The organism is Aequorivita antarctica, assembly GCF_007997155.1.
In the GTDB taxonomy this organism is placed as follows: domain Bacteria; phylum Bacteroidota; class Bacteroidia; order Flavobacteriales; family Flavobacteriaceae; genus Aequorivita; species Aequorivita antarctica.
Map to the genome: position 1 here is coordinate 200,908 of NZ_VORT01000003.1, position 26,112 is coordinate 227,019.

Sequence of the window (26,112 nt, forward strand, 5' to 3'; positions counted from 1 at the left end):
TTAGGATTCAATAGAGGTTAAACTTGCGACTATTTCACACTTCTTGTAATATACCCTTCGGCCTTTGTAATATGGCTTAATAAGCTTGCTCTTTGTCCAGTTATGAAGAGTTACAAGAGTTATGTTCAGAAACTTTGCAGTCTCTTTCCTTGATAACAATTCCACCTTGTCAATTACAGGTGTTTCGTTTTTCTCTGTCAGTATTTCTCTGAATTTTTGACAAAGCTTCGCCATAAACTCCTCCTCAGAGGAGCCTTCTAAATAAATATTTTTCATCTTTTTTACTTTTTATATCTGAGCGGATTTGCTCAGAATATTTGATTTAGATTGTGCTGGCCAGCTTAATCTTCTTCTACAAATTTAAGAGGTTTTTCGAAGACGTGGAAACACTTTAACTTACTATGAGTCAAGTGATTATATATGTTAATTTTGTTTTTTCGAAGGTGCTGTCGTTCTACTTTTATTAATTTTCTAAAAAACTGGAAATCAATCATATATAAAAATTAATTTTCACCTTAGCTAGGAAGAACTACAACCTAGCTAAGACGGTCTTTTTAGGTTTAAAAATGTTAAAATAAATGAATAAAAAAATTAACATTCTTAAGCGAAAAAGACCAAAAACCGCCCTTTTTGCCATCCAGTAAAAGTGAAAAACTTATAGATTTCTTCTAGTTAATGAAAACAGAAAGAAAAAATGAATGAATTTGGATATAAGGGATTGGACATTCGAAGGGGAAGAAATCTGGGATGCTATAAACGACAAAGATGTTAGCCCGTTAGCTGAAAAATTGGAATGGTATACAATGTGCCAGAATGAAATTATTAAGTTCTATACAGATATTACTAAACCATCCAATCTAATAAAATATGGAGAAATTACAATTGAAGATATAATAGGACAACCATATAATCAGGAGCCGATTCTATTTGACCCACCTCCTATTGACCAAGAATTTGGGATTAGAACTATTAATTCAATAAGACCTGTCAAAAATAGAACATAGAGGAGGAGTTAGAATCTAATAAAACTTGATTGTCTTTGTGAATACAAATTCCTCAAGAGATTCATATTATAAGGATTTGCTCAACGGGAATACGATGGGAGAATTGTTGTATAAAGGAGATTTCCTGAAAATTACCGCACGATTACCGCACGAATGCCCCAAAACAAAAAAAGCCTCTCCATTTAGGAAAAGCTTCTCATCGGTCTATTTCTAAACCACAAGCCACCTTTAAGTGACTCAACACAACATTTTAGTTGCGGTCTGGACGAGACTCGAACTCGCGACCCCCTGCGTGACAGGCAGGTATTCTAACCAACTGAACTACCAGACCAAAGTTTTCAATCTACCTTTCGGCGGACCCCAACAACAGTTGGGCATAGTGAAAATTTGTTACCATACATTTTGGGAATATTCCCTTGCCGTATTAAGCGGTGGCAAATATACCACTCCATTTCATTTCCGCAAACTATTTTTTAAAAAAAATGAATTAATTATTTTGTGCGATTTTTCAAAAATAATAACATAATTATTCCTCAGTAAAAACTGAAAACTTTAATCACCCAAACTTCTGTCGCTCCACCAAATAGGTAGTCAAAATCTTGTTGAAACTCTCGTTGATGTCGGTCAAAACATATTTTATTCTGTATTGGGCACAGCGCAATTGAATCTCCTTAAAGTAATTTTGAACAGCTTCTTCATATTGTTGCTTAATATTATCTGCATAAAGATTCACGTGTTCTCCCGTTTCAACATCAACAAAACGTTTTGGCCGATTGCTGAAATCAAAATCAACCTCTTTCTTTTTATCAAACGTGTGAAACAATATTACTTCGTGTTTGTTGTATTTTAAATGCTGAAGGGCCTCAAATAGTTTTTCCGCTTCGGCATCACTCTGAAACATATCTGTAAAAAGGAAAACCAAGGAGCGGCGTTTCAGCTTTTCAGCAATTAAATGCAAGTGCTCGTAGGTTTTGGTTTGTGTTTTTTCTTTTGAAGAAAGCAATGCTTCATTCAACTTTTGAAGCAACATCTGATGGTGGCGCTCACTTCCCTTTTCCGAAGCATAAAATTCATAATCATCACTGTAAAGGCTTAACCCAACTGCGTCGCGCTGGCGTTTCATCAAATTCATAATTGCAGCCGAAGCCAGCACCGAAAACCCAATTTTGTTCAAAGAATTTATATTAAACTGTTTCAACTTCGGATAATGCATCGAACTGCTGTTGTCCACAATTAAATGACAGCGCAGGTTGGTTTCTTCTTCGTAACGTTTTGTATAAAGCTTGTCTGTTTTGGCGAAAAGCTTCCAGTCTATATGTTTGGTACTTTCACCATTGTTGTAGATTTTATGCTCCGCAAATTCTGCCGAAAAACCGTGAAACGGACTTTTATGAAGCCCTGAAATAAACCCTTCCACCACTTGTTTTGCAAGCAGTTCCAGATTTTTAAAACCCGTAATCTCGTTTATCTCTTTTTCTATATGCATCCTGTCATCCTGAGCTTGTCGAAGGGTCGTTTATTTCTTTTTCTATGTTCACGCTTTCTATATAATTTTTAATAATCGCTCCGCGATTTATTAAAGAACATTCAGTGACCTTATTATTAGCCAAATATTAAATAAAAATTATAACCTCATTATCTAAAGTGATTTTACTCAACTTTTTTCTTCAAAATATACATCTCGGCTAAATCGCCTGCAATCACATTTCTTTGATCATCCAACATCCACAATTGGTTTTCGCCAACTTTAAACTGAAAATGGCCACTTTCTGATCTTAAGCGGATCATTGTACCAAGATTGTTCCATACAAATTCGCCATTTTGCGTAAATTCATTTTCAACTTCAGGCTTGCCTAAATACGTTTGCGAAAGAGTAAATGTTTTATCGCTCTTAAGTTCCAAAACGGTTTTGATGCCCTCGCAATCAGCACAGGGTAGTTTGCCCTCGTAAACTCCAGCCCAATCCAACGAATTTTCGGAATTGTGTGAATCAACAATAGCTGAATCCACAGTTTCTAAAGATTTCTCAGAAGAAGCTTCTTTCTTTTCCCCGTTCTTGCAGCCAACTAAAGTGATAGCTGCGATTCCAAATATTAATGCTGTTCTTTTCAAAATTCTTATTTCAAAATTTTATCTACAATACCATAATCAACAGACTCTTCGGCGCTCATCCAATGATCCCGATTGAAATCTTTCATCACTTTTTCAAATTTCTGACCGCAATTTTCAGCCAAAATACGTGCGCTGATTTCTTTTGTTTTCAAAATTTCTTGAGCCGTAATTTCAATATCGCTGGCAACACCGCGAGCACCTCCGCTTGGCTGATGGATCATTACCCGGGCGTGTGGCTGGATAAAACGCTTACCTTTTTCGCCTGCGGAAAGTAAAATACTTCCCATGGAGGCCGCTAAACCTGTGCAAATTGTTGAAACTGGACTCTTTATTTCTTTTATGGTATCATAAATTGAAAATCCAGAGGTAACATAGCCGCCCGGACTGTTTATATAGAATTTAATTTCATCGTGGTTCAGTGCGTCCAGATACATCAACCTATCCACAACGTGGCGTGCGCTTTTGTCATCTACCATTCCCCAAAGAAATACTTTGCGTCCTTCTAGTAATTTGCTGTCAATTTTATCTTGTACTTTTTCTGTTTTTTTCATAGTTTTAAATCTGTTCCCTCGAGCGCAGTCGAGAGGTATTTTAAAAAGCTTGTTGGTTTAAAAGGTCTCGACTTTGCTTCGACTGCGCTCAGCATAACACGCCTGACCGGACATTGCCACTAATATAGAAAAAGGCTCAGCAATACGCCAAGCCTTTTGTTATTTTAATTTTTCTTTTTTTTATATTTTTATAAAAGCTTATCAATCGCTTCAGCATACACATTTTTAGGAGCAACACCAACTTGACGGCCAACTAATTCGCCATTATTAAAGATCAAAACTGTTGGAATATTTCTTACACCAAATTGCGCAGCGTATTGTTGGTTTGCATCAACATCCAACTTGCCTACAACTGCTTTTCCTTCATAGTCTTTGCTAAGCTCGTCTATTACTGGACCAACCATACGGCAAGGACCGCACCAAGCTGCCCAAAAGTCTACTACTACTGGAAGTTCGCTATTCATTACTATTTCTTCAAAATTTGCGTCTGTTATTTCTAATGCCATAATCTTTGTTTTTAATGATTTCACAAAAGTAGTCCTTTTTTTTGCGAAAACTTACTGGGTTAATATATGTTTAGGAAATGTTAGTATTGATTATTTCTATTGTTAATTCAACTTATAAAGCACCTGCTCCCTGTCAAGTGCATCAAGCAATTCCTTTGAAATATTTATTTTATGCTTCCTACTAGGCATAGTGAGATGAATTTTTTCTTCGTTTTCATACACTACAAAAAACAATTGCTTTTCACCTTTATGGGTTTTTACGAGATCTTTAAGTAAATCGATTTTTCCTTCTTTTAAATCGCTTAAAGGAAATTTTAATGTTAGTTTTTTTCCGTGTGTTTCCATCACATCGTGGAGCAATTGGAAGCTGTTATATTGTAGTCGAGGCTCTCCTTTTTGACCAGTATCGCGATTTGTCCAACCTTCCTTCACAAAAACCCGTCCGTAGATAAAGGAATTCGGAACCAAGAAATGGCGCCATTTTAAGTATTCTTCTCCAAAAATTTTGAAGTCATAACTGTCTTCATAATCTTCCACAGTGAAAATGGCCCAGCCCTTTCCGGCTTTTGATTCTCGGTGCTGCACATCACTAACAACCCCTCCAAAACACATTTCTTTATTGAGATAATCTTCCAAATGATTAAAATTTGAAACCTTGCAGTTTGTAAAACTGTCCATTTCAACTCTAAAATCATCCAGTGGGTGGCCGGAAATATAAACGCCAACCACTTCACGTTCCTGCCTGAGTTTTTTCATCGTACCCCATTCCTCACACTGTGGAATTTCAGGCTCGGGAATCTGTACTTCGCTCGAACCATCAAATAAACTTTGCTGAGATGAATTCTCCGTTTCCTGATACCTTGCGGCAGTACGCAATAATTTTTCAAGAAACGTTACGCCATCACCGTCGTCGTGTAGATATTGTGCACGATGTGCATTAAAACTATCAAAACCACCGGCAAGTGCAAGATTTTCAAATGCTTTTTTATTTGCGGAACGCAAATCAATTCGCTTTGCCAAATCAAAAACCGATTTGTATTTTCCGTCTTTTCGGTATTCAACTATTGTAGCCACGGCACTGCTGCCAACCCCTTTTACGGCACCCATCCCAAAACGGATTGCACCTTGATCGTTTACAGTAAATTTGTGAAAGGATTCGTTTACATCTGGACCCAAAACGGTCAATCCCATTCGCTTACATTCGTCCATAAAAAAGGTAACTTGCTTTATGTCGCTCATGTTGTTTGAAAGCACCGCCGCCATGTACTCAGCCGGATAATGCGCTTTTAAGTAGGCTGTTTGGTATGCAATCCAAGCGTAACACGTTGAGTGGGATTTGTTGAAAGCGTAACTCGCAAATGCTTCCCAATCTTTCCAAATTTTTTCAAGTTTTTCTGCATCGTGACCTTTTTCGGAAGCTTGGGCAACGAATTGCGGCTTCATTTTGTCGAGAACCGATTTTTGTTTTTTACCCATCGCCTTTCGCAAAACGTCGGCTTCACCTTTAGTAAAGTCTGCCAATTTTTGCGATAGTAACATCACCTGCTCCTGATATACCGTAATGCCATAAGTTTCTTTCAAAAATTCTTCCATTGCGGGAAGATCATATTCAATTTCTTCTTCGCCGTGTTTTCTTTTTACAAAACTGGGAATATATTCCATTGGACCCGGACGATACAGCGCGTTCATTGCAATCAAATCCGCAAAAACCGTAGGCTTCAATTCTTTCATATATTTCTGCATACCAGCAGATTCATATTGAAAAATCCCAACTGTTTCTCCTCTTTGGAAAAGTTCGTAAGTCTTTTCATCATCGAGCGGAAAAATATCCGGATCGAGGTCTATGTCATGTTTGTGTTTTACGAGTTTTACGGTGTCTTTTATAAGTGTCAAGGTTTTCAACCCGAGGAAATCCATCTTCAAAAGCCCCGCACTTTCCACTACCGAGTTGTCAAATTGCGTAACGTACAAATCTGAATCTTTTGCAGTAGCAACAGGAACGAAATCTGTAATATCGCTAGGCGTAATGATTACACCGCAGGCGTGAATTCCAGTATTTCTAACTGACCCTTCTAAGATTTTTGCCTGATTTATAGTTTGCGCTTCCAGATTACTTCCTTCGGAAAGGTTTAAAAGTTCATTTACTTTAGGAAGCTCATCGCTTCGGAAACGGCTTCGCAATTCCGCAGGGCTTAAACCGAATATTTTGTTCAGTTTGGTCATATTCGGAATAAGCTTCGAAATTCTATCAGCTTCGTTCAATGGCAAATCCAAAACCCGCGCAGTATCGCGAATGGATGATTTGGCCGCCATAGTTCCGTAGGTAATAATCTGCGCTACTTGATTACTGCCGTATTTGTTGATTACGTAATCCATAACCCTGCTTCGGCCTTCGTCATCAAAATCGATATCAATATCGGGCATGCTCACACGGTCCGGATTGAGAAAACGCTCAAAAAGCAGATCGTACTTAATTGGACAAATATTCGTAATTCCTAAACAATAAGCCACCGCACTTCCCGCCGCCGAACCACGCCCCGGACCAACGGAAACGTCCATTTTTCGAGCTTCAGCAATGAAATCCTGCACAATCAAAAAGTAGCCAGGATAGCCAGTATTGGCAATTACATCTAGCTCAAAGTCTAAACGCTGTTTTATCTCTTTTACCCTTTCGGAAGCGCCCTCGGGAATTTCCAAATCCGTCAGTGCCTCATAGGAAACTTCTATCAATTCTGGATAGCGCTTTTTTGCACCTTCGTAAGTCAAATACCGCAAATAGGCATTTTCGCCACGTTTGCCCCCATCTATATCTTCAGACTTCAAAAATTCCTGCGGAATGCCAAAATTGGGTAACAAAACATCGCGATGTAAAGAAAAAGGTTGAATTTTTGAAACCACTTCTTCAATATTCAAAATAGCCTCAGGGAGGTCTTTGAACAGCAATTTCATTTCATCCTGCCCCTTAAAATAATATTCTTGGTTCGGTAAACCGTAACGGTAACCACGACCACGACCAATAGGTGTCGCCTGTTTTTCGCCGTCCTTAACACAGAGCAAAATGTCATGGGCGTTGGCGTCTTCTTTCTTTATATAATAGGTGTTGTTGCAGGCCACGATTTTCACATTATTCCGCTTCGCCATCTCAATCAACACATCGTTAACGCGCCTTTCGTCCTCTTGGTCGTGGCGCATAACTTCCACATACAGGTCTTTGCCAAACTGCTCTTTCCACCAAAGCAGTGCTTCTTCTGCTTGATTTTCACCTAGGTTCAAAATTTTTCCGGGCACTTCTCCATAGAGACCACCCGTTAAAACAATAATGTCTTCTTTGTATTTTTCAACTATCTTTTTATCAATTCGCGGCACGTAATAAAACCCATCGATATAGGCTATGGAAGCCATTTTTGCTAAATTGTGATAGCCATTTTTGTTTTTGGCCAGCAATACAACTTGATATCCGTTGTCTTTATGAGTTTTGTTGAGATGGTCTTCGCAAACAAAAAATTCGCACCCAACAATTGCTTTTAGTTCTTTGCTTTTATCTTCTTCGGAAAGGGATTTATTGTGATTGGAAACAGCCTGCACAAAATGAAATGCACCCATCATATTGCCCGTATCGGTGATTGACACGGCGGTCATATTATTTTCAACTGCAGCGTTTACCAAATCCAAGGTACTGGATGTGGATTGTAAAATCGAGAACTGTGAATGGTTGTGAAGGTGCACAAAAGGGGCATCTTCCAGTGTTTCAATGTTTTCCTTTATTTCTTCGGAAGAGATTTCCTGTGTTTCCGAAGCGACCTGCATTTGCTTTCGAATTCTTTCAGAAGCATTTTTTAGGTTGATATGCTCAAGCCCAATTAACGCAATGGTTTTTGGATTAGCTTCTGAAAAGTTTTCAAAATAATCCGGCTGAACGTCAAGCTCTTCTTTAGTGAAAATCTGACGGCGAACCAACTCGAAGAAACAACGTGTGGTTGCTTCAACATCTGCAGTGGCATTATGGGCTTCAGCGAAAGGTTCGCTAAAAAGAAACTCGTGAAGCTCCGTTAATGTTGGTAATTTGAACTTTCCGCCACGTCCGCCAGGAATTTGGCAGAGCTGGGCGGTGGTTTCAGTACAGGTGTCTAAAACCTGCATTTTGGGCAAGGGATTTTCAATTCCCAATCGGAAAAATTCCGCGCCCATTATATTTAAATCGAACCCTACATTCTGACCGACAACGAACTTCGATTTTGAAAGCACCTCTTGAAATTTTTCAGCTACTTCTTCCAAAGAAATTCCTTCAGCAGTAGCCAATTCGGTTGAAATTCCGTGGATTTTTTCGGCATCAAAAGGAATATTGAAACCTTCGGGCTTTACCAAATAATCTTGGTGTTCCAAAAGCTTTCCATTAGCATCGTGTAATTGCCAAGCAATCTGGATACAGCGCGGCCAGTTATCGCTATCGCTCACGGGAGCATTGTAGCGTTTTGGAAGGCCTGTAGTCTCTGTATCGAAGATTAAATACATTTTGATTTATGATTTATGATTAACGAACTTTGAACATTGAACTTTGAACATTGAACATTGAACTTTGAACTTTGAACTTTGAACTTTGAACTTTGAACTTTGAACTTTGAACTTTGAACTTTGAACTTTGAACTTTGAACTAAGGAAGTAAAAATATAAAAACCCCCAGCCTCCGGGAAGAAAAATTATTAAGAGTTGTTCACAAATAAAACCGCTCCCAAAAATGGAAACGGTTTTATTCTTCTTAATCATAGTTGTTATTAGGATACTACGGCTTCAAAATTCTTGGCACTTTGCCACGCAGTATTTATTGTGTCACCCTGATTGGTTTAACCTTTAAAGTAGGCTTTGTATAGAAATGCTAATTAATAAGCAACATTAAACTGGCCTTCTGTAATTTCAGTTCGGTTTGTGATAAAGGAAAAGGTTCCATTTATGGTTTTTGCAGTAGTGTCATGCTCAAGAATCGTTATAATCCCGTCGACAGTTTCTTCTGGGCCGGTAAGACCTTGATATTTGGCAGCAAAACCTCCTCTTGGCAACGTATATTCGCCAGGCTCAACACCTGCAGTAACCGAAATCACTATCGTGGCATTGACTGTACTTCCAGAGGTTATAATGGTGTTGCCAGTATTACGGGATGTAACTGTCACCGGTATAAACTGATTACCATCTACTTTGGCACTAAACGTTCCCGCATTGGTAGGATCAACAATATCTCCGCCAGAATAGGAAACATTGTGCAAAGCCCCTTTTGAAACATATACCGTGTCAATGCCAGGTAGAAAAGCATTGAAATTAAAAGTTCCCGTAAGCGTTTTGTTGGTTTCATTCACTTCTGAAATAGTTACTACACCCACCCCATTAGGTCTGGTGGTGTATATGCTTCCGCCCATATCTTCATAAATAGCATAATTGGGTAGTCCTTCAGCAATGCCGAAATTTCCTTCGGCCAAGCGCGAAAGATGTATCGTAAGAGACTCCTCGTCAGTAAACCCCTGAATGGTAAGGCTGCCGTCTTCATTTAAAGCCGCACGCGCATCGTTAGATCTGTAAAGCCTATTGTCCACATTGGCTTGCAAAGCAACTTCATTAGTTTCTATATCTTCACAGGAAATAAGTGACAATGCGGCTAAGAGAACAAATAGTATATTTTTCATCGGTTAAGGGTATTTAGGGGTTTTGACAAATGTAAAATAAAAACTTTAATTGGTTGAATTTCAAAAAGAAAATATACTATCTTTGCCGTCCTTAATTATAACCGGGGTCGGGAACCCCAAAAATTAATTTTAATATGCCTGTAAAAATCAGACTACAAAGACACGGGAAGAAAGGTAAGCCTTATTTCTGGATTATCGCGGCTGATAGCCGTAGCAAAAGGGATGGTAAATTCCTTGCAAAATTAGGATTTTACAATCCAACAACCAACCCTGCACAGATTGACCTAGATGTGGACAGCACTGTACAATGGCTTCAAAATGGAGCACAACCTACAGATACTGCCCGTGCTATTCTTTCTTACAAAGGAGCTTTAATGAAAAATCACCTTGCTGGTGGTGTTCGTAAAGGCGCTTTGACCGAAGAACAAGCCGAAGCAAAGTACAACGAGTGGGTAGAATCTAAAAAAGGTTCAATCGATCACAAAAAAGCAACTCTCTCAGAAGCACAACAAAAACTAAGAGCTGAAGCACTTGTTGCTGAAAAAGCTGTAAGCGACAAACGTGCTGCTGATGCCGCTGCCGCTGCCGCTCCTGCAGAAGAAGAAGTAACTGAAGAAGTTGAAGCAACTGCTGAAACTCCAACAGAAGAAGCTCCTGCTACTGAAGTTAAAGAAGAGGAAGCTCCAGCTGCCAAATCTGCAATAGAAGAGGCTGCTGATGAAGCTAAAGAAGACAAAAAAGAAGCTTAAATTAAATAACGATGCAAAAGGAGAATTGCTTCTACTTGGGCAAAATCGTTAGAAAATATAGCTTTAAGGGGGAACTGCTCATAAAACTTGATACAGACGAACCCGAACTTTTTACTGAAATGGAATCGGTTTTTGTGGAACAACGCAAAAACTTGATTCCATTTTTTATTGAAGAAAGCTCATTGCATAAAAGTGAATTGCTGCGCGTGCGCTTTGAAGATGTAAAAAACGAAGAGGAGGCTAATGCTCTAATTGGCGCACACCTCTACCTCCCTTTGAAATTTCTTCCGAAACTTTCCGGTACCAAATTCTACTATCACGAAATCATTGGTTTTACCGCGGAAGATGAATCTTTTGGAAAAATTGGTGAAATTACTGGGGTTAACGACAATACTTCACAAGCTTTGTTTGAAATAGATCGAGACGGAAAACAAATTTTGATACCGATGATTGACCATTTCATTAAAAAAGTGGATCGTGAAAACAAAACTATACTTTTAGCTGTACCAGAAGGATTGATTGAAATGTACCTTTAAAAAAGTTTCAGGTTTCAGGCTACTGGGAAAAACCGAAATGCAAAAAATCAAAAATCTTCAATCAGCAATCGTTAATCTAAAATTATTTGGAGCCTTTTAAATTTAAACGATTTACTGTTGAACAAGACCGCTGCGCTATGAAAATTGGTACTGACGGTGTTTTGCTAGGGTCTTGGGTTTCTGTAACCAAAAAACCCTTTTCAATTTTAGATATTGGCGCTGGAACAGGGATTATTGCACTTCAGCTTGCCCAGCGTTCAAACGCTGAAATGGTCGATGCCATTGAAATTGACGAAAATGCTTACGAACAGTGTGTTGACAATTTCGAAAACTCCCCGTGGGGTGATCGGCTTTTTTGCTACCACGCTTCATTGGAAGAATTTGTAGATGAAATTGAAGAAAAGTACGACCTCATTATTTCCAATCCCCCATTCTACTCCGAAGATTATAAAACCTCCAACGATTCTCGTGATTTGGCACGATTCAGTGATGCACTTCCCTTTGACGAATTAATTGAAAGTGTTTCCCATTTACTTTCCGACGAAGGAATTTTTGCCGTTATCATTCCCCGAAAAGAAGAAGAAAAATTCATCAAAATGGCTTCGGAAGTAAACCTATTTCCAAATAGAATTTGCAGAGTTCGAGGCAATGAGACTTCAGAAGAAAAAAGAAGCATGCTCGAATTTTCTTTTGAAAAAATTTCTTCTAAAATAGAAAACCTTACTGTTGAAACTTTACGCCACAATTATACCGAAGAATATATAAAACTGGTACAGGATTTTTACTTGAAAATGTAGGTCTTTAAGCTTGTGATTTCTACATTTGTATTCCTTTAAATTACTTATAGATGAAACCAGATTTATTCGAAGCCCCAGATTATTACAATCTTGACGAATTACTTTCCGAAGAGCACAAATTGGTACGCCAAGCTGCCCGCGATTGGGTAAAGCGCGACGTATCTCCTATTATAGAAGAATACGCCCAAAAGGCAGAATTTCCAAGCCAAATCATAAAAGGCCTTGCCGAAATTGGAGCCTTTGGCCCCTACATTCCTGAGGAATATGGCGGAGCTGGACTTGATCAAATATCTTACGGTTTGATTATGCAGGAAATTGAGCGTGGTGATAGTGGTGTTCGTAGCACTGCATCAGTTCAATCTTCTTTAGTGATGTATCCAATCTGGAAATATGGCAACGAAGAACAACGCAAAAAATATTTGCCAAAACTCGCTTCTGGCGAATGGATGGGCTGTTTCGGATTGACCGAGCCAGACCACGGAAGCAATCCCAGCGGAATGACCACCAACTTTAAAGACAAAGGTGACCACTACCTTTTGAACGGTGCCAAAATGTGGATCAGCAATGCACCTTTTGCACAAGTTGCAGTTGTTTGGGCAAAAAACGAAGAAGGAAGAATCCACGGCTTGATCGTGGAACGAGGAATGGAAGGCTTTTCAACTCCTGAAACACATAACAAATGGTCGCTTCGCGCTTCGGCAACCGGCGAACTTATTTTTGACAACGTAAAAGTTCCAAAGGAAAATCTACTTCCTAACAAATCAGGCTTGGGTGCGCCACTTGGCTGTCTTGACTCTGCACGTTATGGAATCGCTTGGGGCGCTATTGGCGCTGCTATGGATTGTTATGACACTGCGCTTCGTTATTCAAAAGAAAGAATGCAGTTTGGAAAACCAATTGGACAATTCCAACTTCAACAAAAAAAACTTGCTGAGATGATTACCGAAATCACCAAAGCACAATTGTTGGCTTGGCGTGTGGGTGTAATGCGAAATGCAGGAACTGCGACCAGCGCACAGATTTCGATGGCAAAACGAAACAACGTGGATATGGCAATTACCATTGCCCGAGAAGCAAGACAAATGCTAGGTGGAATGGGTATCACTGGCGAATACAGTATTATGCGCCACTCGATGAACCTGGAAAGTGTAATTACCTATGAAGGTACACACGACATTCACTTGTTGATAACTGGTCTAGACATTACTGGGCTGAACGCTTTTCAATAAACAGACTGACATCCTTTAAAAAGCCATGAATTCACGAATATTTTATAGTATATTCGTGAATTCGTGGTTTAAATTTTTCAACAATGTCCTCTTTTAAAAGAATTTCCAGAGCTTACCAATCTGCACGCCGGATTTCTTTTAACGATACTTCAAAATTTGTGATTTTTAGCGACTGCCATCGCGGTGACAATAGCTTTGCAGACGATTTTGCCAACAACCGAAATATTTACTTTCACGCGCTTCAGGATTATTATAAAAAAGGTTTTACATACTGTGAAATTGGTGATGGCGATGAACTTTGGGAAAATATTTTTTTTAAGGATATTTTTGAAGCCCATCAAAATGTATATGAACTGATGAAGCTTTTTTATGCAGAAAACAGGCTTTATAGGTTGGTTGGTAACCACGATATGGTATATATGAATCAAAAATTTGTGGAGAAAACACTCTTTACCTATTTTGATAAAATAACTGGGAAAGATGCGCCGCTATTCCCAGGAATTGAATTTACGGAAGGTTTAATTTTGGAGCATGAAGAAACAAGGCAGGAAGTTTTTATGTTGCACGGCCACCAAGCAGATTGGATGAACTATGTGGGATGGAAATTCAATAGATTTATGGTTCGCGTACTTTGGCGACAACTACAGATTTTTGGCATTGGCGACCCAACGAGCCCAGCAAAGAATTACAAAGAACTCATAAAGGTTGAGAAAAGAACCAAACGGTGGATTGTTGAAAACAAAAATCTTTTTACCATTATTGGGCATACGCACAGACCAAGGTTTCCCGAGCCTGGCGACATTGCTTTTTTTAATGACGGCAGTTGCGTGCACCCACGAAGCATTACTGGGTTGGAGATAGAAAACAGCGAAATTTCATTGATAAAATGGCAGATTTCCACTACAGAAGATGGCACACTGAAAGTTCAACGTGTATTGCTTGAAGGGCCACAAAAATTGATTGATTATAAAAGTAAAGAGTAGCTTATTTCGTATGAATATGAAAACAATATCCAATATGATAAATTTCAAAGTTTTAATATTATTGATAGCTCTCATCTCTTTTTCCTGTGCTGTTTCAAAAAAGAATAGTACTTCAGAAAAAGTTACATACAAATATTTAGCGCTCGGCGATAGTTACACTATAGGCGAAAGCGTTTGCAGCGACTGTAATTATCCAATGCAATTGACGGATAGTTTAAATAAAACTTCAAAGGAAATAACTGAGGTAAAAATAATCGCCAAAACTGGGTGGACAACCACAGATTTACTTTCGGCTATTGCTTCTGAAAATCCTTCAAAAGATTATGATTTGGTAACATTACTGATTGGCGTAAACAACCAATATCAAAACAAACCATTTACAATTTATAAAGAGGAATTTCCGAAGTTGCTCGATATGGCAATCGATTTTGCCAAAGGAAAATCTGAAAATGTAATCGTGATCTCAATTCCAGATTACGGTTTCACACCTTTCGGCCAAAAGTCCGGAAAATCTGAAAAAGCCACGAAAGAATTGGTCCGCTATAATATTTATGCTGAAAAAATTGCTTTTGAAAAGGGCGTGCATTTTGAAAATATCACTCCAATAACCCAAAAAGGATTGGAAAACCCAGCGTTGGTTGCTTCAGACGGCTTGCATCCTTCGGAAGTGGCTTATAAAAAGTTTGTTGAAGTTATGTTTGACAGTGTTCTGAAAATCCTCCGCTAAACTTCGGGAGCCAATTCTACTTCTAATCCGTTGAGCTCATCTTTTATAAAAATCTGGCAGCCCAAACGACTGTTTTCTTTAACATTATAGGCTTCGGCAAGCATTAAATCTTCATCGTAGCTCATTTCAGGTAGCTCGTGGTCGCTTAGTACATAACATTGGCAAGATGCACACATAGCCATTCCGCCACAGATACCAATAGTTCCTTCTGGAGCTAATTCGTATGAACGAACTATTTCCATCAAATTCATATTCATATCTGTTGGAGCATCTACTTCGTGTTTCACTCCTTGGCGGTCAATTATTGTAATTTTTATATCAGTCATTTATTAATCGATTGACTTAATTACCGCTTTTGGGGCTTCTTTTTTACTTCCGTCAAAACCTTCAACACCTCCAACTGTAGTGTATTTCATAACATATCGCTTATCTGGGAATATGCGTTGATAAGCGCTTTGGCACATCAATGTTGCCTCGTGAAAACCGCAAAGAATCAGTTTCAGCTTTCCAGGATAAGTGTTTACATCGCCAATAGCATAGATACCAGGAATGTTTGTTTGGTAATCTAAAGTGTTATCAACTTTGATGGCGTTCTTTTCAATTTCAAGCCCCCAATCGGCAATAGGACCAAGTTTTGGCGACAATCCGAACAAAGGAATAAAATGGTCGCACTCCCGATTGAAAATGGCAGCGCCTTGTTTTATTACTACTTCTTCCAAACCATTATTTCCAACCAAACCAATTACTTCGGCAGGAGTTATCAATTCAATCTTTCCAATATTTTTTAGTTCCTGAACTTTTTCAACACTGTCCAATGCACCTCGGAATTCGTTTCTACGGTGAATGAGCGTTACACTCTTTGCAACGTCTGTCAAGAAAATACTCCAATCTAGTGCAGAATCACCACCGCCGGAAATAATGACATTTTTGTTTCGATACAATTCAGGATCTCGGATAATGTATTCCACACCTTTATCTTCAAAATCCAAGAGATTGGGAATAGGAGGTTTTCTCGGTTCAAAACTCCCTAATCCACCTGCAATTGCAACGATTGGCGCATGATGTTTTGTACCTTTTTCAGTGGTAACTATAAAAGAACCATCTTCTAATTTTTCAATAGTATCTGCCCGCTCACCTAAAGTGAAACCTGGCTGAAAAGGTTCAATTTGTTTCATCAAATTCTCCACCAAGTCACCAGCAAGCACCTCTGGAAAACCAGGAATATCATATATTGGTTTTTTAGGATATATTTCGGAACACTGCCCGCCAGCTTGCGGAAGTGCATCAATTAAATGACATTTTAATTTAAGCAATCCTGCTTCAAAAACAGTGAAAAGACCCGTAGGCCCAGCACCGATGATGAGAATATCTGTTTTTATCATGAAAGACTATTTCTTTATTGAGTTCAAAAATAGTTTAGAAATTGAGTAAAAAAAATGACGCTTGTCATTATTGAGAAACACTTACAACTTTTTCAATTTGAGGAGCATACTTTTTAATAGTCATTTCCACCCCGCTTTTCAGCGTCATTTGGTTAACGGAACAACCTACGCAAGCACCTTGTAATTGAACATTTACCACTTTTCCATCGTCTATGGACAGAAGCGTAATATCGCCGCCATCATTCTGTAAAAATGGACGGATCTCGTCCAATGCTTCCTCTACTTTTGTTGTTAGTTCTTGCGTTGTCATATTATTTTTTTACGGCACTGCAACCTGCCATTGTTGTAATTTTTATTGCTTCGGTTGCTGGAAGGTTTTCGTTTCTGCGCACGGTTTCTTCAACAACATTTTTGGTGATTGTTTCAAAAGCTTCCTCAATTGCGCTTGCTGTTTGCAATGCTGCTGGTCTTCCCGCATCACCCGCTTCGCGGATGCTTTGAACTAAGGGCACTTCACCTAAAAATGGTACCCCCAAATCTTCAGCTAAATGTTTGGCACCCTCTTTTCCAAAGATATAGTATTTATTTTCAGGAAGTTCGGCAGGAGTAAAATAAGACATGTTTTCAATGATTCCCAAAACCGGAACGTCAATATTTTCTTGACGAAACATGGCCACCCCTTTTCGGGCATCAGCAAGAGCCACGTTTTGTGGTGTACTTACCACAACTGCTCCTGTAATTGGCAATGACTGCATAATACTCAAGTGAATATCTCCAGTTCCAGGCGGAAGGTCTATTAGCATAAAGTCTAGTTCGCCCCAGGCAGCATCAAAAATAAGTTGATTTAATGCTTTGGAAGCCATGGGCCCTCTCCAAATTACTGCTTGGTCTGGTTGGGTAAAAAATCCGATGGAAAGAATTTTTATTCCGTAGTTTTCAACGGGCTTCATTTTACTTTTACCACCAATGTTTACTGAAAGTGGTTTTTCCATTGCCACATCAAACATAATCGGGATTGAAGGACCGTAAATATCGGCATCTAAAATACCAACTTTAAAACCCATTTTGGTAAGTGTAACCGCCAAATTTGCTGTTACAGTAGATTTTCCCACACCACCTTTTCCAGAAGCCACGGCAACTATATTTTGAATTCCGGGGATTGGTTTTCCTTTTATTAAATTTGGATTTTGAGGTTTTGCAGGCGCTTCAACCTTAATGTTCACTTGTACTTTGGCATTGGCATCCACTTTTTCATGAATGGTTTTTATAATATCTGCCTCAGCGCGTTTTTTTATGTGAAGGGCTGGCGTGGAAAGCTTCAGATCTACTATAATTTCGTCTGCAAAAGTTACTACATTTTGTACAGCACCACTTTCTACCATATTTCTTCCTTCACCAGAAATTGTAATGGTTTCAAGGGCTTGAAGGATATCTTGTTTTGAAATGCTCATTATTTTTTACTTAATATTTAGATTGATTCTAAAGTGCAAATATAAGAGTAAAACTTCGGAAAACGAAGCTGTAGGATTGAAATGATTTATGGCTGGATAGTTAGAATTTTAGGTATCTGGATTATTAGATTGTTGAATCTTTGGATTTACCAATATTTGTAAATTTTACAAAAATTAGGAAATATTAGGACTGCTATTGAATTTAAGATCGGAAAAGCCTTTCTATTAAAGCTCTTTCATAGGATCCCAAAAGTGCTTTTCAAAATTTTGAATTTTGTTCTCAACCACTTCTATTCCTTCACTTTCTAAAAGTTGCTGCATTAAATTTGTGCCTTGAAAATGGTGCTTTCCAGTAAGCAATCCATTTCGATTCACAACTCGGTGTGCAGGCAGCTCTTTTTTTACGCTTCCGTTCATTGCCCAACCCACCATTCTGGCACTTCCCGAAGCGCCTAAATAGTTTGCGATTGCTCCATAAGAAGTAACCCTTCCGTAAGGTATAAGCGCTGCTACTTGATAGACTTTTTCAAAAAAACCTTCATTAGCCATTTTTAGAATTCCTTTAAAATTTTCAATAAAGTTATTACGGAAATAGCCGCAGTAACAATGCCTATTACGTAATTCATGTTTAGATTCAATTTACGTGAATGTTCTTTGGGTCTAAAGAATTGGACGTACAAAGCTAAACTCGCAAAAGTCCCCATACCTGAGGCCAGTACGGCAAACCAAAGCGCAGGTTGAGAAAAAGTAAACACTCCAAATGACGAAAATGTTATGCTGAGATAGATCCAATAAGGTATTGGTAAAATGTTTAGTGCTGCAATAAAAATACCCAAAAAGAAGCGGTTTCTTTTGGAATTCTCATTGTGATCGCGCATTTCCCTAGGCGTGTCTTTCGCTATAAAAATGAAGTAAATAGTAAGGCTTATAAATATGCCCAAAGCCACTTTTTGAAGCATGTTAACCACTTCTGGATGCTTGCCAATATAACGCGCAAGAAGTAACGCAATGTATGTTTGACACATTACTGTGATACAAACCCCTACTGAAAAAAGAAAGGCCCTTTTCCTGCCCTCCTTCATGCTTATTTTGGCCGCATACATATTTATTAAGCCCGGAGGAAGCACCCCTATAAATGAACCTAGAAAACCTATAAATAAATTGTAAAATATAGCCATTAGGATGGTTGTTTCTGTGAATATACTGAATTTCTAACTAACGGAATTTAAACAGAATGTAAGTTATCTTCTTGCCAATTTCAAGGTATTGCTTTTCATAAAAAGTCTGAATATTGGTTACGGCGTCGGGCGCGCCTTGGCTGCCGTATACATCGTGGTGTGCATATTCAATTATTTCATCCAAACCATGAAGCAGACCAAGTGTGTAACCGTGCATAAATTCGCTATCGGTTTTAAGATGAACAAACCCATCTGGTTTTAGAATTTTTTTGTATTTCTGAAGAAAATCTTCGTTCGTCAAACGGTGCTTGGTGCGTTTGTATTTTATTTGTGGGTCAGGAAAGGTGATCCAAATTTCATCTACTTCATTTTCTTCAAAAATGTGGTCCACTAGTTCAATCTGGGTGCGCAAAAAACCTACGTTATTGAGCTTTTCTTCCAAAGCGATTTTTGCCCCACGCCAAAAACGGGCACCTTTAATGTCTATTCCCAAAAAATTCATATCGGGATAAGCTTTTGCAAGGTTCACAGAATATTCCCCTTTGCCGCAGCCCAATTCTAAAACCAAGGGGTTGTTGTTTTTAAAGAAACTTTTTCTCCAATTTCCTTTCAGTTTCAGAGCATCGCTCAATACTTCCTCGCGCGATGGTTGCACAACGTTCGAAAAAGTTTCATTTTCCCTAAAGCGCCTCAGTTTGTTTTTGCTACCCAAAATTTAAATTTTCGGTAAAATTAAGGAAATATACTACCGCTGCAATTATTGCTACCTTTGTTTTTATGCTGAAAAAGAAGACTATTTTGATTGCACCATTACATTGGGGCCTGGGTCACGCCACGCGCTGTATTCCAATAATTCGTGCTTTGCTCGATTACGGGTTTGAAGTTTTATTAGCTTCAGATGGGGCTGCCCTGTTATTGCTGCAAAAAGAATTTCCTGAATTGAAATCTTTGGAACTACCTTCATACAATATTACTTATCCTAAAAAGGGAATCTATTTTAAATGGAAAATACTACTGAAACTTCCTCATATTCGAAGAACAATTTCTGCTGAAAAAAGAATTTTAAAACAACTCGTTGCAGAAGGGAAAATCCATGGAATAATCAGCGATAACCGGTTTGGAGTGAGAAATTCGAAAATACCTTCCGTTTTCATTACGCATCAATTGAACGTTTTAACGGGGAGTACTTCCTACTTCAGCAGTAAAATGCATCAAAAAATAATTAAGAAATTTGATGCTTGCTGGGTGCCAGATGTAGATGACTTGCTAATGAACCTCAGCGGAAAACTTGGTCATTTAACGGGGGAGCCATTCCCAATAAAATACATCGGCGTTTTAAGCCGAATGGAGAAAAAAGAAGTGCCAATAACCATAGACATCTTGGTTTTGCTTTCTGGACCTGAACCTCAAAGGACTATTTTTGAAGAAAAACTGAAAGAGACATTAAAAAAAAGTGAAAAGAAAATTTTAATGATTCGCGGAATTATTGAAAAAGAACAAAAGTGGCAAGATTTTGAAAACATAAAAATGGTGAATTTTATGACAAGTGAAGAACTTGAAGACACCTTAAACAAAAGCGAAGTTATTATTTCCCGCTCTGGCTACACCACCATTATGGACTTGACGGTGCTTGAAAAAAAGGCGTTTTTTATCCCAACGCCCGGACAATACGAGCAGATATATTTGGCAGAGCGTTTAAAGGATCTTGGGATTGTTCCTTCCTGCAAACAAGAGAAATTTAAATTAAAAAAACTCGACAAAGTCGCTGTTTACAAGGGACTGAAAACTTTGTCGCAACAACCGGTAAATTTTTCAAAATTATTCTCCCTTTTCGAGGGTGAATGAAAACTCAGAACCAATACCGAATTGACTTTCTACGTAGATTTTTTCGTTGTGAGCTTCCACAATATGCTTTACAATGGAAAGCCCCAAACCGCTTCCGCCTTCCTTTCGGGAGCCGCTTTTATCGACTCGGAAAAAACGCTCAAAAATACGTGGCATATTTTCACTTAAAATACCTTCACCATTATCGGTAATACGGACCAGCACTTTGTTTTTCACAATATTTTCAATGCTTACCTCAGTGGTTCCGTCCTGTTTTCCATATTTCAAAGAGTTTACAATAAGGTTTGTAAGCACTTGCTCAATTCGCTCACGATCTGCGTTTACCATTATTTCTTTAGAATACACTTTGTCAAAAACAAGGGATATGTTTTTTTTAGCAGCTTTCATTTCAAACAAATCAAAGATATTCTGAATCAATTCCAATATGTTGAAGTTTTCCTTGTTCAGGACCAAGCCTCCCACTTCCAATTTGGAAATCATGTCTAATTCCTTCACAATATAAATGAGCCTTTCCACACCTTTACTTGCTCTACGCAAGTATTCTTTCCGAACGGTTTTATCTTTCATTGCGCCTTCTAGCAAAGTCAAAATATAGCTTTGCACCGTAAACAATGGGGTTTTCAGTTCATGCGAAATATTTCCCATAAATTCCTTGCGATAGTTTTCGCGAACGTTCAAGGTTTCAATTTCAAGTTTTTTAACGTTTACATAATTTTCAACTTCGCGCGTGAGTACTTCCATATCTGTAGTTACAGAGGGTTTTGGAAAATCCTTTTCATTTAAAATGCGAACGTCTTTATATATTTTTTTTATTCGGAAGTAAATGAATTTCTCAACCCGATATTGAAGAACTAAAAACGTGATCAAAAATGAAATCAGAAAAAAGAGAAGCAACCAAGAGGAAATTATTTCAAATAAAAAATATAAAAAAAAGCCCATCGTCAACGTTGAACAAAATGAAATAAGCAGCGAGGTTAAAGCTGCAAAATTATATTTTTTAGGAAAATTCATTTTTTAAACCACAAATTTATAGCCGACCCCTTTTACGGTCTTAAACCTATCATCACCAATTTTTTCGCGGAGTTTTCTGATGTGAACATCGATAGTTCGACCGCCGACAATCACGTCGTTACCCCAAATGCTGTCCAAAATATCTTCGCGTTTAAAGACTTTTCCAGGTTTTGAAGCAAGTAACGCCAAAAGTTCAAATTCCTTTCGCGGAAGTATAATTTCTTCTTTGCCGAGCAGAATTTTGTACTCTTCACGATTGATGGTTAAATTTCCAAGTTTTATGTTTTCATCCTCCTCTTCTTCTTTAAACCTTCGCAATAATGCCTTTACTTTGCTAACAAGAACTTTTGGTTTGATTGGTTTTGTTATATAATCGTCGGCTCCTGCTTCAAAACCTGCCATCTGGGAGTAGTCTTCCCCGCGTGCGGTTAAAAAAGTGATTACAGTTTCAGCGAGTTCTGGGATATTTCTAATTTTCTCACAAGCTTCAATACCGTCCATTTTTGGCATCATTACATCCATAATGATTAATTGCGGCTTTATCTTTTTTGCTTGGGCAATCGCTTCAAGCCCATTTTCAGCAGTTTCAACCGTATAGCCTTCCGAAGTAAGATTGTATCGAACGATTTCAATAATATCCGGTTCATCATCGACTAATAAAATTGTAATATCCTTTTTTTTCATATTAAATTTTCATGTCTTTTAATGGTTCAAAGATACCATTATTTAAACTCAGGAAATGTTTAGCACACTTATTGTTAATGTTATAGTAACAGTTTAATAATATTATAACTCACGACCAATTGCATCAAAATTAGACGTAAAACACGACTTTAAATATAATTGTGATTGAGTTTTTAAAGTTGAAAAATATTTTTTAACTTTAGTTATATATCTTAAAAACAGATGGTTATGAAAAAAATTACATTCATTGCAAGCTTATTGCTCTACACCATTTCTTTTTCGCAAATACGCATAAATGAAGTGGATGTGGATCAAGAGGGAACCGATGTTACAGAATTTGTTGAAATTCTGTCCGATTCCCCAAATTTTTCACTTGAAGGTTACATTGTGGTTTTCTACAATGGTACAGACGACGAAAGCTACAAAAGGGTAGATTTAACAGGTTATGTTACAGATTCGGAAGGGTTTTTCATCATTGGCAGTAGTGCAACGCCCGGAGTTGATATTTCTATTGGAACCAGCAACACCATTCAAAATGGGCCAGATGCTATTGCTATTTACCAAGATGAAGTAAGCAATTTCCCAAACGGAACCCCTGTAACAAACGTCAATTTAATTGATGCGATTGTTTATGGAACTAATGATGACGATGATCCTGAACTTTTAGCAGGGCTGGATCAAACCGTTCAATATGATGAAGATCTGAATGGTAACAAGGATACAGAATCCATCCAAAATGATGGCGCTGGAAGTTTTTGTGTTGACGCCCCAACATTGCGCGCTACAAATGCCTGTATTTTAAGTATTGGCGAATCAAAGGCTGATGTTTTTAATATCTATCCAAACCCTGCATCAAATGGTTACATATACATCACTTCAAAAGTGAGCGGCGCAAAAAACATTTCAATTTTTGACGTTCTTGGAAAGCAAGTACTAAAAAATTCTTTAAGCGGTGAAAGATTGGATATCTCAGCTTTGAATAGCGGTATTTACATTATGAAAATCGATCAAGGAAAGACTTCTGCCACCAAAAAATTGATTGTTAAGTAATAAATTATAAAATTTATTTTTAAAGCTCCTGTTTCGATAGGAGCTTTTTTATTTGTCTATTTTTGAAGTGAAATTTCGTTGTAGAAAAATATGTTTGAAAAGGAAATTTTTAATATCAATACACCCGAAGAATTTGAACGTCTTGCGTTGGAAGTATTCCGCTTTCAATATGAAAATGTTCCTGTTTACAGACAATTCTGCAATTTTTTAAACAAGAACGTTTCCGATGTAAAAACCATTGAAAACATTCCTTTTCTACCCATCCAGTTCTTCAAAAGCCATAAAGTAATTACTGAAAGTTTATCTGAAGAAACAATCTTTACAAGTAGCGGAACAACGGGAAGCATAACTAGCAAACACTATGTTTCCGATTTAAGTATTTATGAAAAAAGTTTTCAAATAGCCTTTGAAAAAGAATACGGCAATCCCGAAAACTTTACAATTTTAGCGCTGCTGCCGTCTTATTTGGAACGTGAAGGATCTTCTTTAATTTATATGGTTGAAAAATTGATAGAAAAGAGCAACAATCCAAATAGCGGTTTTTATTTATATGAAATGGATGCACTGATTGATAGGTTGAATTTTTTGGAGGAATCCGGTCAAAAAACAATCCTAATTGGTGTTTCTTACGCTTTGCTCGATTTAATTGATAAAACCAGATTTCAACTAAAAAATACACTTGTAATGGAAACTGGTGGAATGAAAGGACGCCGAAAAGAAATGATAAAAGAGGAACTGCACGAAATTTTAAAAAGTGGTTTCGGTGTTCCGGAAATTCATAGCGAATACGGAATGACGGAGCTTCTCTCACAAGCATATTCTGTTGGTAATGGACTTTTTTCCTGTCCTCCATGGATGAAAGTTCTAACACGCGACACGGAAGATGCGTTTTCCTATACTTTTGAAAAGACTGGAGGGATTAATGTGATTGACTTAGCAAACCTCTACTCTTGTTCCTTCATTGCAACCCAAGACTTGGGTAAAACTTTTACTAATGGCACTTTTGAAGTTTTGGGCCGTTTCGATTCCAGCGATATCCGCGGTTGTAATTTGATGGTTTTATAGGGAAATATTTAACATAAACCACTGAAAAACAGTGTAAGGTATCAATAAATCCAGCGACCAAACAATTGTGAAAAAGTGATGATTTTTCATAATTTGGTTGGTTAGTTAATCGAAAAATCCCCGCGCAATTTTTTGCCGGGGATTTTTTATGAAATTAATCTTACAATAACTAGACTGCTTTAATAATAAAATAATTCTTCTTTCCGCGTTGTAGCAGCACAAATTGCCCATTGATCAAATCGTTTTCCGAAACGGTAAAATCGTCGGAAACTTTTTCTTTGTTCACTGAAATAGAGTTCTCCTTTAAAGCGCGACGTGCTTCTCCATTAGATTTCAAAAACCCAGTTTTTTCGGCCAATGCGCCAATAATATCAAGTCCGTTTTTTATTTCTTCTTTTGAAATCTCCGCTTGCGGCACGCCTTCAAAAACATCGAGAAAGGTTTTTTCATCAAGTGTTTTTAAATCATCAGAAGTGGAGTTTCCAAACAATATTTCGGAAGCTTTCACCGCTTTTTCAAACTCCTCAGTACTGTGAACGGTTGTGGTAACTTCCTGCGCCAAGCGCTTTTGAAGTAATCGCAAATGTGGTGCTTCTTTGTGTTCGGAAACCAATTTGTCAATTGTTTCTTTATTGAGAAAAGTGAAAATTTTGATGTATTTCTCAGCATCGTCATCGCTAGTGTTCAGCCAGTATTGGTAGAATTTGTAAGGGGAAGTCCTGTTTGCATCCAACCAAATATTGCCGCCTTCGCTTTTCCCGAATTTACTGCCGTCGCTTTTTGTAATCAACGGGCAAGTTAGTGCATAGCCTTTTCCGCCTGCAATCCTTCGTATTAGCTCAGTCCCAGTAGTTATATTTCCCCATTGGTCGCTACCGCCCATTTGCAGGGTACAGTTCAAGTTTTTATATAAATGAAGAAAATCGTATCCCTGGATTAATTGATAGGTAAATTCTGTAAACGAAAGTCCCTCTGCACTTTCACCGCTCAAACGAGTTTTCACGGAATCCTTCGACATCATATAATTTACGGTAATATGCTTGCCTACATTTCTGATGAAATCAAGAAACGAAAACTCCTTCATCCAATCGTAATTATTCACCATTACAGCTTGGTTTTCGGCTCCCGAAGAAAAATCCAAAAATTGTGATAATTGGTTTTTAACACATTCCTGATTGTGTCGTAATGCTGCTTCATCAAGCAAATTTCGTTCGGCACTCTTCCCAGATGGATCACCTATCATTCCTGTAGCACCACCCACCAACGCAACAGGTTTGTGGCCACAGCGCTGATAAAAAGACAAAAGCATTATAGGCACCAAATTACCAATGTGCAATGAATCTGCAGTAGGGTCAAAACCCACGTATGCAGAGCGCATGGATTCCATAAGATGCGTTTCCGTTTCGGGCATTACATCGTGTACCATACCTCGCCATTGTAGTTCTTCAACGAAATTTTTTAGCTTCATTTTCTTTAAAATTTGCCTCCGCCACCAAGGTTTTGGAGTATGAGGATGCAAAGATAGGGTTCTCTTTCAAAGATTCAAGGTTCAAGTTTCAAGAAATTGAATTTCGATTTCA

General features: G+C 38.1%; 27 protein-coding genes and 1 tRNA gene. 10 read left to right on the forward strand and 18 right to left on the reverse strand.

Going from position 1 to position 26,112, the window contains the following annotated elements:
* Window positions 1-276, reverse strand: a complete 276-nt coding sequence (locus tag ESU54_RS05505) for a helix-turn-helix domain-containing protein (protein ID WP_111843447.1) — start codon at window positions 274-276, stop codon at window positions 1-3.
* A 422-nt stretch (window positions 277-698) separates the two neighbouring features.
* Between ESU54_RS05505 and ESU54_RS05510 the strand changes: the two genes are divergently transcribed.
* Window positions 699-1,004 carry a hypothetical protein gene (locus ESU54_RS05510; RefSeq protein WP_111843446.1) on the forward strand — a complete coding sequence of 102 codons (306 nt, stop codon included), beginning with the start codon at window positions 699-701 and terminating at the stop codon, window positions 1,002-1,004.
* A gap of 257 nt (window positions 1,005-1,261) precedes the next feature.
* Here the strand turns inward: ESU54_RS05510 and ESU54_RS05515 are convergent.
* The 7 genes from ESU54_RS05515 to ESU54_RS05545 all read right to left on the reverse strand — a co-directional run bounded on the left by ESU54_RS05515 (window position 1,262) and on the right by ESU54_RS05545 (window position 9,845).
* Window positions 1,262-1,335 (reverse strand) — tRNA-Asp (locus tag ESU54_RS05515).
* 225 nt (window positions 1,336-1,560) lie between these two features.
* A complete protein-coding gene (locus tag ESU54_RS05520; protein ID WP_111843445.1) occupies window positions 1,561-2,490 on the reverse strand; it encodes a DUF58 domain-containing protein in 930 nt (309 codons plus the stop codon).
* A 164-nt stretch (window positions 2,491-2,654) separates the two neighbouring features.
* Window positions 2,655-3,116 carry a copper resistance protein NlpE gene (locus tag ESU54_RS05525; RefSeq protein WP_111843444.1) on the reverse strand — a complete coding sequence of 154 codons (462 nt, stop codon included), beginning with the start codon at window positions 3,114-3,116 and terminating at the stop codon, window positions 2,655-2,657.
* A 5-nt stretch (window positions 3,117-3,121) separates the two neighbouring features.
* On the reverse strand, window positions 3,122-3,667 hold the full coding sequence (locus tag ESU54_RS05530; RefSeq protein ID WP_111843443.1) for a ClpP family protease: 546 nt from the start codon (window positions 3,665-3,667) through the stop codon (window positions 3,122-3,124).
* 188 nt (window positions 3,668-3,855) lie between these two features.
* Window positions 3,856-4,173, reverse strand: coding sequence for a thioredoxin (trxA, locus tag ESU54_RS05535; RefSeq protein WP_111843442.1), 318 nt, complete (start codon window positions 4,171-4,173; stop codon window positions 3,856-3,858).
* A gap of 102 nt (window positions 4,174-4,275) precedes the next feature.
* On the reverse strand, window positions 4,276-8,685 hold the full coding sequence (dnaE, locus tag ESU54_RS05540; RefSeq protein ID WP_111843441.1) for a DNA polymerase III subunit alpha: 4,410 nt from the start codon (window positions 8,683-8,685) through the stop codon (window positions 4,276-4,278).
* Window positions 8,686-9,050: 365 nt separating this feature from the next.
* Window positions 9,051-9,845, reverse strand: a complete 795-nt coding sequence (locus ESU54_RS05545) for a DUF6252 family protein (RefSeq protein WP_111843439.1) — start codon at window positions 9,843-9,845, stop codon at window positions 9,051-9,053.
* 134 nt (window positions 9,846-9,979) lie between these two features.
* Here ESU54_RS05545 and ESU54_RS05550 point away from each other — a divergent pair, with 134 nt between their 5' ends.
* The 6 genes from ESU54_RS05550 to ESU54_RS05575 all read left to right on the forward strand — a co-directional run bounded on the left by ESU54_RS05550 (window position 9,980) and on the right by ESU54_RS05575 (window position 14,866).
* Entirely contained in the window at window positions 9,980-10,594 is a 615-nt protein-coding gene (locus ESU54_RS05550) for a 30S ribosomal protein S16 (protein WP_111843438.1), read from the forward strand.
* Window positions 10,595-10,605: 11 nt separating this feature from the next.
* Window positions 10,606-11,130, forward strand: a complete 525-nt coding sequence (rimM, locus tag ESU54_RS05555) for a ribosome maturation factor RimM (protein WP_111843437.1) — start codon at window positions 10,606-10,608, stop codon at window positions 11,128-11,130.
* 137 nt (window positions 11,131-11,267) lie between these two features.
* Window positions 11,268-11,927 (forward strand): tRNA1(Val) (adenine(37)-N6)-methyltransferase, encoded by a 660-nt coding sequence (locus ESU54_RS05560; RefSeq protein WP_111843436.1) that lies wholly within the window; start codon window positions 11,268-11,270, stop codon window positions 11,925-11,927.
* Between the two features lie 50 nt (window positions 11,928-11,977).
* Complete coding sequence (locus ESU54_RS05565) at window positions 11,978-13,156, forward strand: acyl-CoA dehydrogenase family protein (RefSeq protein WP_111843435.1); 1,179 nt, start codon at window positions 11,978-11,980, stop codon at window positions 13,154-13,156.
* Window positions 13,157-13,239: 83 nt separating this feature from the next.
* The gene (locus tag ESU54_RS05570; protein ID WP_111843434.1) at window positions 13,240-14,139 is read left to right on the forward strand and encodes a metallophosphoesterase; all 900 of its coding nucleotides are present in this window, start codon (window positions 13,240-13,242) and stop codon (window positions 14,137-14,139) included.
* A gap of 34 nt (window positions 14,140-14,173) precedes the next feature.
* Entirely contained in the window at window positions 14,174-14,866 is a 693-nt protein-coding gene (locus ESU54_RS05575; RefSeq protein WP_111843433.1) for an SGNH/GDSL hydrolase family protein, read from the forward strand.
* On the opposite strand, the gene ESU54_RS05580 is transcribed toward ESU54_RS05575, so the two are convergent.
* From ESU54_RS05580 to trmB, 7 genes are all read right to left on the reverse strand, one after another.
* Complete coding sequence (locus tag ESU54_RS05580) at window positions 14,863-15,192, reverse strand: 2Fe-2S iron-sulfur cluster-binding protein (protein ID WP_111843432.1); 330 nt, start codon at window positions 15,190-15,192, stop codon at window positions 14,863-14,865. The two genes, ESU54_RS05575 and ESU54_RS05580, sit on opposite strands and share 4 nt — an antisense overlap.
* Before the next feature lie 3 nt (window positions 15,193-15,195).
* Window positions 15,196-16,248, reverse strand: a complete 1,053-nt coding sequence (locus ESU54_RS05585; protein WP_111843431.1) for an NAD(P)/FAD-dependent oxidoreductase — start codon at window positions 16,246-16,248, stop codon at window positions 15,196-15,198.
* A gap of 67 nt (window positions 16,249-16,315) precedes the next feature.
* Entirely contained in the window at window positions 16,316-16,558 is a 243-nt protein-coding gene (locus ESU54_RS05590) for a NifU family protein (protein WP_111843430.1), read from the reverse strand.
* A 1-nt stretch (window position 16,559) separates the two neighbouring features.
* Window positions 16,560-17,699, reverse strand: coding sequence for an Mrp/NBP35 family ATP-binding protein (locus ESU54_RS05595; RefSeq protein WP_111843429.1), 1,140 nt, complete (start codon window positions 17,697-17,699; stop codon window positions 16,560-16,562).
* A gap of 225 nt (window positions 17,700-17,924) precedes the next feature.
* Window positions 17,925-18,248 carry an MGMT family protein gene (locus ESU54_RS05600; protein WP_111843428.1) on the reverse strand — a complete coding sequence of 108 codons (324 nt, stop codon included), beginning with the start codon at window positions 18,246-18,248 and terminating at the stop codon, window positions 17,925-17,927.
* A gap of 2 nt (window positions 18,249-18,250) precedes the next feature.
* Window positions 18,251-18,877: a LysE family translocator gene (locus tag ESU54_RS05605; RefSeq protein WP_111843427.1), complete on the reverse strand. Its 627-nt coding sequence runs from the start codon at window positions 18,875-18,877 to the stop codon at window positions 18,251-18,253.
* A 37-nt stretch (window positions 18,878-18,914) separates the two neighbouring features.
* Window positions 18,915-19,589, reverse strand: coding sequence for a tRNA (guanosine(46)-N7)-methyltransferase TrmB (gene trmB, locus ESU54_RS05610; RefSeq protein WP_111843426.1), 675 nt, complete (start codon window positions 19,587-19,589; stop codon window positions 18,915-18,917).
* 65 nt (window positions 19,590-19,654) lie between these two features.
* On the opposite strand from trmB, the gene ESU54_RS05615 reads away from it, so the two are divergent.
* Window positions 19,655-20,722: a glycosyltransferase gene (locus ESU54_RS05615; protein ID WP_111843425.1), complete on the forward strand. Its 1,068-nt coding sequence runs from the start codon at window positions 19,655-19,657 to the stop codon at window positions 20,720-20,722.
* Here the strand turns inward: ESU54_RS05615 and ESU54_RS05620 are convergent.
* Together ESU54_RS05620 and ESU54_RS05625 are read right to left on the reverse strand one after the other, a co-directional pair.
* Window positions 20,696-21,733: a sensor histidine kinase gene (locus ESU54_RS05620; protein ID WP_111843424.1), complete on the reverse strand. Its 1,038-nt coding sequence runs from the start codon at window positions 21,731-21,733 to the stop codon at window positions 20,696-20,698. The two genes, ESU54_RS05615 and ESU54_RS05620, sit on opposite strands and share 27 nt — an antisense overlap.
* A gap of 3 nt (window positions 21,734-21,736) precedes the next feature.
* Window positions 21,737-22,417, reverse strand: a complete 681-nt coding sequence (locus ESU54_RS05625; RefSeq protein ID WP_111843423.1) for a response regulator — start codon at window positions 22,415-22,417, stop codon at window positions 21,737-21,739.
* A 228-nt stretch (window positions 22,418-22,645) separates the two neighbouring features.
* On the opposite strand from ESU54_RS05625, the gene ESU54_RS05630 reads away from it, so the two are divergent.
* Together ESU54_RS05630 and ESU54_RS05635 are read left to right on the forward strand one after the other, a co-directional pair.
* A complete protein-coding gene (locus ESU54_RS05630; RefSeq protein WP_111843623.1) occupies window positions 22,646-23,467 on the forward strand; it encodes a T9SS type A sorting domain-containing protein in 822 nt (273 codons plus the stop codon).
* Window positions 23,468-23,557: 90 nt separating this feature from the next.
* A complete protein-coding gene (locus ESU54_RS05635; RefSeq protein ID WP_111843422.1) occupies window positions 23,558-24,532 on the forward strand; it encodes a LuxE/PaaK family acyltransferase in 975 nt (324 codons plus the stop codon).
* A gap of 169 nt (window positions 24,533-24,701) precedes the next feature.
* On the opposite strand, the gene tyrS is transcribed toward ESU54_RS05635, so the two are convergent.
* On the reverse strand, window positions 24,702-26,000 hold the full coding sequence (gene tyrS, locus ESU54_RS05640) for a tyrosine--tRNA ligase (RefSeq protein WP_111843421.1): 1,299 nt from the start codon (window positions 25,998-26,000) through the stop codon (window positions 24,702-24,704).
* Window positions 26,001-26,112 lie beyond the last annotated feature (112 nt).